Annotated in this window: 10 protein-coding genes; 4 read left to right on the plus strand and 6 right to left on the minus strand. The window is 62.0% G+C overall.

What is annotated here, in order from left to right; translation table 11 throughout:
- The first annotated feature begins 33 nt into the window (after positions 1-33).
- Entirely contained in the window at positions 34-1,116 is a 1,083-nt protein-coding gene (locus HX814_RS24680) for a catalase family peroxidase (RefSeq protein WP_177009823.1), read from the plus strand.
- On the plus strand, positions 1,113-1,652 hold the full coding sequence (locus HX814_RS24685; RefSeq protein WP_003212459.1) for a cytochrome b: 540 nt from the start codon (positions 1,113-1,115) through the stop codon (positions 1,650-1,652). The genes HX814_RS24680 and HX814_RS24685 overlap by 4 nt, the downstream gene beginning before the upstream one ends.
- Positions 1,653-1,706: 54 nt before the next feature.
- Here the strand turns inward: HX814_RS24685 and HX814_RS24690 are convergent, their stop codons facing one another.
- On the minus strand, positions 1,707-2,858 hold the full coding sequence (locus HX814_RS24690; protein ID WP_008431496.1) for a M14-type cytosolic carboxypeptidase: 1,152 nt from the start codon (positions 2,856-2,858) through the stop codon (positions 1,707-1,709).
- Positions 2,859-3,325: 467 nt separating this feature from the next.
- Entirely contained in the window at positions 3,326-3,688 is a 363-nt protein-coding gene (locus HX814_RS24695; RefSeq protein WP_003212463.1) for a DUF6124 family protein, read from the minus strand.
- 129 nt (positions 3,689-3,817) lie between these two features.
- On the opposite strand from HX814_RS24695, the gene HX814_RS24700 reads away from it, so the two are divergent.
- Positions 3,818-4,465 carry a LexA family transcriptional regulator gene (locus tag HX814_RS24700; protein WP_177009822.1) on the plus strand — a complete coding sequence of 216 codons (648 nt, stop codon included), beginning with the start codon at positions 3,818-3,820 and terminating at the stop codon, positions 4,463-4,465.
- Here HX814_RS24700 and HX814_RS24705 read toward each other — a convergent pair.
- The 4 genes from HX814_RS24705 to HX814_RS24720 are packed head-to-tail and all read right to left on the minus strand — an operon-like array spanning position 4,462 to position 10,003.
- On the minus strand, positions 4,462-6,399 hold the full coding sequence (locus HX814_RS24705) for an acetyl/propionyl/methylcrotonyl-CoA carboxylase subunit alpha (RefSeq protein WP_177009821.1): 1,938 nt from the start codon (positions 6,397-6,399) through the stop codon (positions 4,462-4,464). The genes HX814_RS24700 and HX814_RS24705 overlap by 4 nt on opposite strands.
- Positions 6,396-7,202, minus strand: a complete 807-nt coding sequence (locus HX814_RS24710; protein WP_102369520.1) for a gamma-carboxygeranoyl-CoA hydratase — start codon at positions 7,200-7,202, stop codon at positions 6,396-6,398. The genes HX814_RS24705 and HX814_RS24710 overlap by 4 nt, the downstream gene beginning before the upstream one ends.
- A 15-nt stretch (positions 7,203-7,217) precedes the next feature.
- The gene (locus tag HX814_RS24715) at positions 7,218-8,825 is read right to left on the minus strand and encodes a carboxyl transferase domain-containing protein (RefSeq protein WP_003212470.1); all 1,608 of its coding nucleotides are present in this window, start codon (positions 8,823-8,825) and stop codon (positions 7,218-7,220) included.
- Between the two features lie 14 nt (positions 8,826-8,839).
- The gene (locus tag HX814_RS24720) at positions 8,840-10,003 is read right to left on the minus strand and encodes an isovaleryl-CoA dehydrogenase (protein ID WP_003212472.1); all 1,164 of its coding nucleotides are present in this window, start codon (positions 10,001-10,003) and stop codon (positions 8,840-8,842) included.
- A gap of 145 nt (positions 10,004-10,148) precedes the next feature.
- Between HX814_RS24720 and HX814_RS24725 the strand changes: the two genes are divergently transcribed.
- Positions 10,149-11,780, plus strand: coding sequence for an AMP-binding protein (locus tag HX814_RS24725; RefSeq protein ID WP_087694671.1), 1,632 nt, complete (start codon positions 10,149-10,151; stop codon positions 11,778-11,780).
- Positions 11,781-11,878: the final 98 nt, after the last annotated feature.

The following is an 11,878-nucleotide window of genomic DNA, read 5'->3' on the forward strand; positions in this document are numbered from 1 at the left end:
CCCACTCAAGGCCTTGGGCCCTGGAGTTATTTCATGGTAGATCACTCATCACCGCCCCGTCCGCCGTTGAGCACCGCAAGCCTGATAATTCGGTTGGCCAGCATCGGCGTGGTGGTTGCCGTCGTGGCCGGGGCGTTTGCCTACGTTAACGGAAGCCTCGACCCACAGCGGTTGCGTCCCAAAACCCTGGTCAATGCCTTGGAAACCAACAACGGCTTGCACCCTGGCTACCGGCGTAACCATGCCAAGGGCGTGTGCGTGGCCGGTTATTTCGAGAGCAGCCCCGAAGCGCGCCAGTACTCCAGTGCCCAGGTATTCAGCGAGGCGCGCACCCCGGTTATCGGGCGTTTTGCGCTGCCCAGCGGCAACCCGTATGCGCCGGACAGCAGCGTGCCGATCCGCAGTTTTGCCTTGCAGTTCAACTTGGCCAACGGCCAGCAATGGCGCACCGGGATGAACAGCATGCCGGTGTTCCCGGTGGGCACGCCCGAGGCCTTCTTCGAGATGCTCAAGGCCGGCGCACCTGACCCGGCCACCGGCAAGCCGAACCCGGCAGGCATGCCGGCGTTCTTCGCGGCGCACCCCGAGACCGCGCCGTTCCTGGCCTGGGTCAAAACCGCCAAGCCGTCTGCCAGCTATGCCACTGAAACCTATAACGGCATCAACGCGTTTTACCTGGTAAACGCCAGCGGCCAACGCCAGGCCGTGCGCTGGGGCGTCGTACCGCAAAGCCAGGATGCTGCGGGGGCTACGGCGCCCGCCGGCAGCGACTTCCTCGAAAAAGACCTGGCCCAGCGCCTGGTGGCCGGGCCGTTGCGCTGGCAGTTGAGCCTCACCCTGGCCAACCCGGGCGACCCGGTGGATGACGCCAGCAAGACCTGGACCGGTGAGCACAAGGTGCTGAATGCCGGGACCCTGGTGCTGGAAAGCAGCCAGCCGCAAATGGACGGTGATTGCCGTGACATCAACTTTGATCCACTGGTGCTGCCGAGCGGTATCGAAGCCTCGAATGACCCATTGCTGGCCGCCCGTTCGGCGGCGTACGCCAGTTCCTACCTGCGTCGCACCAGCGAAGTCAGCCAGCTGCACAGCGCCCCTCAGGAGTCGAAGCCATGAATGCCCAACCCCGGTTTTTCGCCCCGCTGGCGCGGCTGCTGCATTGGCTGATGGCGTTGATGATCATCGCCATGCTGTTTATCGGCGCGGGCATGGTGGCCTCGGTTTCCGAACGCCATGAGTGGCTGATCCACCTGCACAAGCCGCTGGGCATTGCGATCCTGGCGCTGGTGATCGTGCGCCTGGTGGTGCGTTTTTCCACGCGCCAGCCGCCGCTGCCTGCCGACTTGCCGCTGTGGCAAGTGCTGGCGGCCAAGGCCTCCCACGTGGTGCTGTATGCGTTGATGCTGGTGTTGCCGCTGCTGGGCTGGGCGATGATTTCAGCGGCCGGCGACCCGGTGATGCTCAGCAGTTCGGTGCAGTTGCCGGCGCTGGTGGGGGCGAATGCGCCGTTGTTTGCCGTGTTGCGCAAGGCTCACGGTTACCTGGCGTATTTGCTGTTTCTGACGGTGTTGTTGCACCTGGCGGCGGCGCTGTTCCACGGTTTGATCCGGCGTGACGGTGTGTTGCAAAGCATGACCGGCAGCAAGGACTGAAGCCTTCCCCGGCGGCGGTTGCTGTGAGGCAGCCGTCGCCGGGATCGTGGATGTTTAGCGCAATACGCCGACGATATCCGCCACGCTGCTCAACACGTCCTTGCCCAACTGCATCGAGCGTTTGCCCGACCAGCCGGTGTGCGGGTTGGGCGCGTCGTCGTTGTCCTTGAAGGGCATTTCCAGGGTCAGGGACAAGCAATCGAACTTCTCGCCGACGCTGTTGCACGCCAGGGTCATATTGGCTTCGCCCGGCAGGTCGCGGGTGTAGCCATGCGCGGTCTGAAAATCCCGGGTGAGGTTGCTCAGGTGGCTGCGGAAGTGTTTTTCCAACTGCTCGATACGTGGCGTGTAGCCCGGGTTGCCTTCACAACCGGCGGTGAACACATAGGGGATTTCCTCGTCGCCGTGGATATCCAGGAACAGGTCAACGCCGTACTTTTCCATTTGTTGCTGGACGAACAGTACTTCGGGGCTGATCTCCTGGCTCGCACTTTGCCAGGCGCGGTTGAGGTCCTGGCCCATGGCGTTGGTGCGCAGATGCCCATGGAACGCGCCATCGGGATTCATGTTCGGTACCAGGTACAGGTCGGCGGCGGCCAGGAGCTTTTTCAGCTCGGCGTCACCGTCCTGTTGCAGGCGCTCGATGATGCCTTCCATAAACCATTCGGCCATGTGTTCGCCGGGATGCTGCTGGGCGATGATCCAGACCTTGCGCTTGTTGGCCTCGCCCTTGCCACGGCGCAGCAGTTGGATATCACGGCCTTCGACACTTTTGCCGGTGGCCAGCAATTGCGTGCCGGCGCGGTTCAGCGCCTGGTCGATCAGCCAGTCGTGGCGTTCGCGGCTGTAGGGTTCGAAGTAAGCGAACCAGGCCTGTTTTTCACGGGTTTCGAGGGTGATGTGCAGCGTTTCGCCATCAAAGCGGGTGGGCACCCGGAACCAGTTGATATGGTCGTAGGACGCCACGGCGTTGTAGCCGCTCCAGGCGTGCTTGTAAGACGAGTGGCCGGCATTGCTCAGGCGGAAGGTGTGGGTGTGACCCACGTGCATGCCTTCGGCCTTGAAGTGGAACCACTGGAAGTGCTGGCTGCGTGTATCGGGCTTTATCGCCAGCAGCAACTGGTGAGCATCACTGGCGTCGAGCACCTGGATATTGCCACTGTCGAAGTCGGTGCTGATCTTGATGGAGGTCAAGGCCACGGTCATAGTCTGGTTGCCTGAATATGAGTGTTGTGGCGGGCATTTTACACCGGAGCGGGGCAAAGCCTGGATGCAATTTTTGCGGGTGAAGAGGGGGGCGTCGTCCATGACGCCGCCGCAGCTTAGAATCTATGAGATTGATTCTCAAGTGCTATTTTTGAAAGAACCGGCCTAGAGCGCTCGATCGACTTTCTTTTGGCGATGGTCTTTTGCTACCATGCGCGCCATCAAGCAACACACAGTCTTCATTAGCCTGAAGTCACGCCAGGGAAAAACTGGCAAAAAAAAGACCCGGCCAAAGAGCCGGGTCAAAAACCGTGATTAGCCTGATGAGGAGATATTCCAAGAGTCCGACCTAAGGTCTCTTGGTCTATCGACTGATCTCGCGATCAGCTAGGTCCAATAATAATCATTATCATTTGCAAGTCAAATGTTTTTATCCCTCGGATAGAAATATTTTTCCCGCGTGCCTGTTACAGGCTGGCCGGCTGTTCGGCACCCCTCGCCGAAAGCCGCAGTGACCGCTCCACCATCACCTTCGCCATATCGATCAAATAGACCACTGAAAACGCCAGGTCCCGGCTATTGCCGTGGGCGCTGTTTGCCGATTCGTACGCAGTGGCCGCGGCGCTGCGCAGCAGGTCGGAGGCGTGGACCAGGGCCTCCTCGTCGCTGATGCCGGGCTTGACCTCGAACAACGTATCGTCAACGGAGGGCGGTGCGGCATCCTCTTTCAGGTAATAGTCCAGCGCGCGTTGGGCGGCGCCACTGCTGCGCAGGAACAGCCGCTCGTCTTCATCGCAGGTGTCGGGCAGGGTATACGAGGTGGTCGTCATAAGGGCAGTGCTCTGTGTGGGTGTCGAAAGCCTGCAATCGATATTAGTACTAATCGTATTTATGGCGTTTTATTGATTACTACAAACTGTTTATTGTCGTGGTGAGTACACAACGTATTGTCAGGGCCCATGGATAAATGGATAGCGTTGGTCAAGGCCAACATGAAAGACCGCAAGGTCACGCAGGACCAACTGGCGTCGCGCCTGGGCATGTCTCAGGGCGGGGTCGGCCACTGGCTGAACAAGCGTCGGGTGCCGAGCCTTGCCGATATGAACCGGGTGGTGCAGGAGCTGGGCCTGGATGGGCTCGAGGTCGCGCTGGTGGTTCGCGAAAAAGCGCTCGCGGCGGTTGCCGAGGAACTGCAGCCGGCGCCGCACTACAACCCGAATTACCGTTACCCGGTGAGCGAAGGGAAGGGAGGCTACCCATTGCAGGAAGAACCTCGGCCGTACGGCGTTACTCGTTTTCAGATGAGCGACTATCAGGCCCGTGGCAAGGCGTTCTGGATGCGCGTGACTGGCGACGCCATGACCGCCCCCAGCGGCTTGAGTATCAATGAAGGCACGATGATTCTGGTGGACCCGGCCATCCAGCCCGAGCCCGGCAAACTGGTGGTGGCCCAATGGGCATTTGATTCCCAGGCGATCTTGCGCAAATGGGTCAGGCAGAGCGGCCAGCTTTACCTGGTGCCGCTCAACCCTACATACCCGAAGATGCTGTTCAGTGAAGAGTGCCGGATCATCGGCGTGGTGGCGCAGGCGGTCACGAGGTTTTAACTCGCGGCTTCCAGCTCCACCAGTGCGCTGCCTTCACCGACCATTTCGCCTTCCTGGCAGTACAGCGCCTTGACCACGCCGGCATGGGGCGCGCGAATGCTGTGTTCCATCTTCATGGCCTCCAGCACCACCAACTGCGTACCGGCTTCAACCGTTTGCCCGACTTCCACCAGCACTCGCACGATGCTGCCGTTCATCGGTGCGGTCAGGCCGCCCTGATGGGACTGGCTGGCGTCGACGGCGGCAATCGGGTCGAACAGGCTGACACTGTGCACCTCGCCGTCCCAGCGCAAAAACACACTGCCGCCCTCGCGTACCGCCAGATGGGAGCGGCGCACGCCGTGCTGGTCGATCAGCAATTGTTCGCCGTGCAACTGGGGCGGGTTGACGCCGGCTTGCAGCATTACCAGGCGATCCTGGCCGTTGCAGCTCAGGTGCAGGGAAACCTCGCCCGGCAAGCCTGCGCGAAAACCTCGGGTGTCGGCCCAGGGCGAACGGGTGTCAGTGCTCGGTTGGGTCTGCATGAACGCCTGGCCGGCGGCCTGCCAGAACTCATCGCTCAACTCCCCTGGCACAGGTAGCAGCTCATCCTGATAACGCGGGATAAACCCGGTATCCAGCTCGGCAGCGGCAAACGCCGGATGGCCGATGATGCGTCGCAAGAAGCCCAGGTTGGTCTTCAGCCCGCCTACGGCAAACTCATCGAGCATGCCCAGCAGCCGCAGGCGCGCCTGTTCGCGGTCCTCGCCCCAGGCAATCAACTTGCCCAGCATCGGGTCGTAGAACGGTGACACGTTGTCGCCTTGTTCGACGCCGCTGTCTACCCGGCGCCCGGGCCCTGGCGTGGATTCGCGGTACAGCGCCAGGTGCCCGGTGGCCGGCAGAAAATCGTTGGCCGGGTCCTCGGCGTACAGGCGCACTTCAATCGCATGCCCCAGCAGCGGCACTTGCTCCTGAGTCATCGGCAGCGGCTCGCCCTGGGCCACGCGGATCTGCCAGGCCACCAGGTCCAGGCCGGTGATGGCCTCGGTCACCGGGTGTTCCACCTGCAGCCGGGTGTTCATCTCCATGAAGAAAAACTCGCCCCGGGCGTCCAGCAGAAACTCCACGGTGCCCGCGCCCACGTAGCCGATGGCCTGGGCCGCACGCACGGCCGCTTCGCCCATGGCCTTGCGCTGCTCGGCACTCAGGCCCGGCGCCGGGGCTTCTTCGACGACTTTTTGATGGCGGCGCTGGATCGAGCAATCGCGCTCATTGAGGTACAGGCAGTGACCGTGCTGGTCGGCGAACACCTGGATCTCCACGTGACGCGGCTTGAGCAAATACTTTTCCACCAGCATCTGCGCATTGCCAAACGAGGACAGCGCTTCACGCTGTGCCGAGGCCAGCGCTTCGGCCAGTTGGCTGACGTCCTCGACCACCTTCATGCCCTTGCCGCCGCCGCCTGCCGTTGCCTTGAGCAGCACCGGGTAACCGATACGCTCGGCTGCCTGGCGGAAGGTCTCCAGATCCTGGGCGTCGCCGTGGTAACCGGGCACCAGCGGCACGCCGGCGGTTTCCATCAACGCCTTGGCGGCCGATTTGCTGCCCATGGCATCAATGGCCGAGGCGGGCGGGCCGAGGAAGATCAACCCGGCGGCTTCAATGGCGCGGGCAAACCCTGCGTTCTCCGAAAGAAACCCATAACCCGGGTGAATCGCCTGGGCGCCGCTGGCCTGGGCGGCGGTGATCAGTTTGTCGATTTGCAGGTAACTGTCGGCGGCCTTGCTGCCGCCCAGGTCCACACGAATATCAGCCTCGCGGGCGTGCCGCGCGTCACGGTCGGTGGCGCTGTGCACGGCCACGGTGGTCAGGCCCATGGCCTTGGCGGTACGCATCACCCGACAGGCGATTTCGCCACGGTTGGCTACCAATACGGTAGTAAGCGTCTTCATGAACGCGGCTCCTGAGGCTGCCAGTTGGGCGCGCGTTTTTGCAGAAAGGCACGCAGGCCTTCCTGGCCTTCGGCGCTGACGCGGATCCGGGCGATGGAATTTTCGCAGTAGCGTCGCAACGCTGGCGTCAGGGCACCGTGGCCGACTTCCCGTAGCAGGTCCTTGCTGGCGCGCATGGCCGCCGGGCTGTTGAGCAGCAGATTGGCAATCCACAATTGGACGTGTACGTCCAACTCATCAGCGGGATAACTCTCCGCCAACAACCCGATTTCCCGCGCCCGCTGGCCGCCGAAGCGATCTGCCGTGAGGGCATAGCGTCGGGCAGCCCGCTCACCGATCGCCTGCACCACGAACGGGCTGATCACCGCCGGCGCCAGGCCAATGCGCACTTCCGACAGGCAGAACTGCGCATCGTCGGCGCCAATCGCCATGTCGCAGCAACTGATCAATCCCAGGGCACCGCCGTAGGCCGCGCCCTGGACTACCGCCAGCGTCGGGATCTTCAGCTTGGCGAGGTTGTACATCAGCTCCGCCAGTTCTCGGGCATCGTCCAGGTTGGTGTGGTAATCCAGTTCGGCCGACTGCTGCATCCAGGCCAGGTCGGCGCCGGCGCTGAAGTGTTTGCCGCGCCCGCGCAGTACCAGAAAGCGCAGGGCCGGATCGCCTTGCACCCGGTCCAGGGCAATGATCAGTTCGCGGATCATTTCGGCATTGAACGCGTTGTTCTTGGCTTCACGACTGAGCCACAGCGTAGCAAAGCCACGGGGGTCGGTGATCAGTTCGAGGGTGTTGAAATCGCTCATGGGGTGCAGCTCCATTTACATGCGGAACACGCCGAAGCGGCTCGGCTCGATGGGGGCGTTCAGCGCGGCGGACAGGGCCAGGGCGAGCACGTCGCGGGTCTGCAGCGGGTCGATGACGCCGTCATCCCACAGCCGTGCGCTGGAGTAGTAGGGGTGGCCCTGGGTTTCGTACTGGTCGAGGATCGGCTGCTTGATTGCCGCTTCCTCATCGCTGCTGAAACCCTGGCCGGCGCGCTCGGCCTGCTCACGCTTGACCTGCACCAGCACGCCGGCGGCCTGTTCGGCGCCCATCACGCCGATGCGTGCGTTGGGCCACATCCACAAGAAGCGCGGGTCGTAGGCGCGTCCACACATGCCGTAGTTACCGGCGCCGAAGCTGCCGCCGATGATCACGGTGAACTTCGGCACCTTGGCACAGGCTACCGCTGTCACCAGTTTGGCGCCGTGCTTGGCGATGCCGCCGGCTTCGTATTTCTGGCCGACCATGAAGCCGGTGATGTTTTGCAGGAACAACAGCGGAATCCCGCGCTGGCAGGCCAGTTCGATAAAGTGCGCGCCTTTTTGCGCGGCCTCGGCGAAGAGGATGCCGTTGTTGGCCAGGATCGCAATCGGATAGCCGTGCAGGTGCGCAAAGCCGCACACCAGAGTGGTGCCAAACAACGCCTTGAATTCATCGAACACCGAGCCGTCCACCAATCGCGCGATCACCTCGCGTACATCGAACGGTTGCTTGGCGTCGGCCGGAATCACGCCGTACAGCTCTTCGCTGCTATAAAGCGGCGCCAGCGGCGTGCGTTGTTGCAATTGCCCCAGCTTGCGCCAGTTGAGGTTGGCCACACTGCGCCGAGCCAGGGCCAGCGCATGTTCGTCGCTGTCGGCATAGTGGTCGGCCACCCCGGAAATCTTGCAGTGCACATCGGCACCGCCCAGGTCTTCGGCGCTGACCACTTCTCCGGTCGCCGCCTTCACCAGCGGCGGGCCGGCGAGGAAGATGGTGGCTTGCTGGCGGACCATGATTGCTTCGTCCGCCATCGCCGGCACATAGGCACCACCGGCAGTGCAGGAGCCCATCACCACCGCGATCTGCGGGATGCCCTGGGCGCTCATGTTCGCCTGGTTGAAGAAGATTCGTCCGAAGTGCTCGCGGTCCGGGAACACTTCATCCTGACGCGGCAGGTTGGCGCCGCCGGAGTCCACCAGGTAGATGCACGGCAGGCGGTTCTGCTCGGCGATGGTCTGGGCGCGCAGGTGTTTCTTGACGGTCAGCGGGTAGTACGAGCCGCCTTTCACCGTGGCGTCGTTGGCGACGATCATGCATTCGACGCCTTCCACCCGGCCAATCCCGGCAATCACCCCGGCAGCGGGCACGTCTTCGCCGTACACCTGATAAGCCGCCAGCTGGCTGAGTTCAAGGAACGGCGAGCCAGGGTCGAGCAAGCGATTGATCCGCTCGCGGGGCAACAGCTTGCCCCGCGACGTATGCCGCTCCTGGGCCTTGGCGCCGCCGCCTTGCTGCACCTGGGCGAGCAGGGTATGCAGGGCGTCGACCTGTTGGAGCATCGCCGCGCTGTTGGCGGCGAATTCCGCCGAGCGCGGGTTGAGCTGGGTGTGCAGGGTAGCCATGGTGCGCGCTCCGTTCAGCGGGTTTCGTTAAACAGTTCGCGACCGATCAACATGCGCCGGATCTCACTGGTGCCGGCACCGATTTCATACAGCTTGGCGTCACGCAATAGACGACCAGCCGGGAATTCATTGATATAGCCATTGCCGCCGAGAATCTGGATCGCGTCGAGGGCCATCTGGGTAGCGCGTTCGGCGCTGTAGAGGATCACGCCGGCGGCGTCCTTGCGCGTGGTTTCGCCGCGCTCGCAGGCCTGGGCCACGGCGTACAGGTAGGCGCGGCTGGCGTTGAGCTGGGTGTACATGTCGGCGACCTTGCCCTGGATCAGCTGGAACTCGCCGATGCTCTGGCCGAACTGCTTGCGGTCATGGATGTAGGGCACGATCAGGTCCATGCAGGCCTGCATGATCCCGGTCGGGCCGCCGGACAGCACAACGCGTTCGTAATCGAGGCCGCTCATCAGCACTTTCACGCCGCCATTGAGTGCGCCGAGGATGTTTTCTTCCGGCACTTCGACGTCATCGAAAAACAACTCGCAGGTGTTGGAGCCGCGCATGCCGAGCTTGTCGAACTTGTTGCTGCGGCTGAAGCCCTTCGAGTCGCGCTCGACGATAAACGCGGTGATGCCGTGGGCACCCTTTTCCAGGTCGGTCTTGGCGTAGATCACGTAGGTATTGGCATCAGGGCCGTTGGTGATCCAGGTCTTGCTGCCGTTGAGCACATACACACTGCCGCGTTTATCGGCGCGCAGCTTCATGGAGACCACGTCGGAGCCGGCGTTCGGCTCGCTCATGGCGAGTGCGCCGATGTGTTCGCCGCTGATCAGCTTGGGCAGGTATTTGAGTTTTTGCTCATGGGTGCCGTTGCGGTTGATCTGGTTGACGCAGAGGTTGGAGTGCGCGCCGTAGGACAACGCCACCGAAGCCGAGCCCCGGCTGATTTCTTCCATGGCCACCACGTGGGCCAGGTAGCCCAGGCCGGCGCCGCCGTATTCTTCCGGCACGGTGATGCCCAGCAGGCCCATATCGCCGAACTTGCGCCACATATCGGCGGGGAACAGGTTGTCGATATCGATCTGCGCAGCGCGCGGCGCCAGTTCCTTGGCCACGAAGGACTGCACCTGGTCGCGCAGCATGTCGATGGTTTCACCGAGGGCGAAGTTCAGGGAGGGGTAACTCATGGACGGGCACCTTCTAGCGTTGTTTTTGTATGGCCAATACGCCGGGGAGGGCGATCACCTTTACGTTAACGTAAACTTGCGTTGCGGGCCTGTCAATCGTAGTTTACGTTTACGTCAACCTACAAAAAAGACAACAGGGGTCGTTATGGATCAATCGAATCAGAGCTACAGCCGCGGCTGTCAGGATAAGGCCTTGCTGGCCATGACTATCGGCCAGGCCTTTGATCAAACGGTTTCGCGCTACTCCGACGGCGAAGCCTTGGTCGTGGGCCATCAACAGCGTCGCTACACCTGGCGGCAACTGGCAGAGACGGTTGACTTGCATGCACGTGCGTTCCTGGCCTTGGGGATGCAGGCCGGCGACCGCTTGGGCATCTGGGCCCCCAACTGCGCCGAGTGGTGCATCAGCCAGGTCGCCAGCGCCAAAATCGGCGTGATTCTGGTCAATATCAACCCGGCGTATCGCAGCAGTGAATTGGAGTACGTACTCAAGCAATCCGGTTGCCAGTGGTTGGTGTGCGCCGGGTCGTTCAAGACCTCCGATTACCACGGCATGTTGCAGGAGCTTCAACCTGACCTGCGCGGCATCATCAGCCTTGATCCCAGCCCGCCCCCGGGGTTTACGCCCTGGTCGCAATTGGCGGCCCTCGGGGCAGGCGTCCCGCCCGAGCAATTGCAGATCCGCCAGGCCGGCCTGCACTTCGATCAACCCGTCAATATCCAGTACACCTCCGGCACCACCGGCTTCCCCAAGGGCGCCACCCTCAGTCACCACAACATCCTCAATAACGGCTACATGGTTGGCGAAAGCCTGGGCCTGACGGCGCAAGATCGCCTGGTGATCCCGGTGCCGCTGTATCACTGCTTTGGCATGGTGATGGGTAACCTGGGCTGCATCACCCATGGCACCACGATGATCTACCCGAGTGACGGTTTCGACCCATTGCTGACCCTGGCTGCCGTCGCCGAAGAACAGGCCACCGGGCTATACGGGGTGCCTACCATGTTTATCGCCATGCTTGATCACCCGCGCCGCGCCGAGTTCGACCTGTCGCGCCTGCGCACCGGGATCATGGCGGGCGCCACTTGTCCGATCGAGGTGATGCGCCGGGTTATCGGCGAGATGCACATGAGTGAGGTGCAGATTGCCTATGGCATGACGGAAACCAGCCCGGTGTCGTTGCAGACCGGGCCGGATGATGACCTTGAGCGGCGTGTTACGACGGTTGGCCGGACCCAGCCACAGCTGGAAAGCAAGATTATCGATGACGCCGGTAACACGGTTGCTCGGGGCCAGGTAGGGGAGCTGTGTACCCGTGGCTACAGCGTGATGCTCGGTTACTGGAATAATCCTGACAGCACTCGTGAGGCTATCGACGAGGCGGGCTGGATGCATACCGGCGACCTGGCGACCATGGATGAACATGGGTATGTGTGCATCGCCGGGCGTAACAAGGACATGATCATTCGCGGAGGTGAGAACGTGTACCCGCGGGAGTTGGAGGAGTTTTTCTTTACTCATCCGGCGGTGGCGGATGTGCAGGTGATCGGGATTCCGGATGAGCGCTATGGTGAGGCGATTGTGGCGTGGATTAAGTTTCATCCGGGGCATGTGGCTAATGAGCTTGAGCTGCAGACGTGGTGCAAGGGGCGGATTGCGCACTTCAAGATGCCCAAGCATTTCAAGTTTGTGGATGAGTTTCCGATGACGGTGACGGGGAAGATCCAGAAGTTTCGGATGCGGGAAATTATGATTGAAGAGTTGAAGGGGGGGTGAGGGAGGGCGGGGTGTTTATCCGTTATTTAGGTAACGGCGGCTTATGGTTTCGCTCTTACAGCGAGTCACTTTGCAAAAAAGCGGCAAAGTAACCAAAG

The sequence above is a fragment of the Pseudomonas sp. C8002 genome (assembly GCF_013385765.1).
Lineage (GTDB): Bacteria > Pseudomonadota > Gammaproteobacteria > Pseudomonadales > Pseudomonadaceae > Aquipseudomonas.

Bases quoted from the DNA above. Each gene is read 5' to 3' on its own strand.
- HX814_RS24705 (WP_177009821.1), bottom strand. From the start codon at position 6,399: ATGAAGACGCTTACTACCGTATTGGTAGCCAACCGTGGCGAAATCGCC.
- HX814_RS24720 (WP_003212472.1), bottom strand. From the start codon at position 10,003: ATGAGTTACCCCTCCCTGAACTTCGCCCTCGGTGAAACCATCGACATG.
- HX814_RS24710 (WP_102369520.1), bottom strand. From the start codon at position 7,202: ATGAGCGATTTCAACACCCTCGAACTGATCACCGACCCCCGTGGCTTT.
- HX814_RS24725 (WP_087694671.1), top strand. From the start codon at position 10,149: ATGGATCAATCGAATCAGAGCTACAGCCGCGGCTGTCAGGATAAGGCC.
- HX814_RS24715 (WP_003212470.1), bottom strand. From the start codon at position 8,825: ATGGCTACCCTGCACACCCAGCTCAACCCGCGCTCGGCGGAATTCGCC.
- HX814_RS24700 (WP_177009822.1), top strand. From the start codon at position 3,818: ATGGATAAATGGATAGCGTTGGTCAAGGCCAACATGAAAGACCGCAAG.
- HX814_RS24680 (WP_177009823.1), top strand. From the start codon at position 34: ATGGTAGATCACTCATCACCGCCCCGTCCGCCGTTGAGCACCGCAAGC.
- HX814_RS24685 (WP_003212459.1), top strand. From the start codon at position 1,113: ATGAATGCCCAACCCCGGTTTTTCGCCCCGCTGGCGCGGCTGCTGCAT.
- HX814_RS24690 (WP_008431496.1), bottom strand. From the start codon at position 2,858: ATGACCGTGGCCTTGACCTCCATCAAGATCAGCACCGACTTCGACAGT.
- HX814_RS24695 (WP_003212463.1), bottom strand. From the start codon at position 3,688: ATGACGACCACCTCGTATACCCTGCCCGACACCTGCGATGAAGACGAG.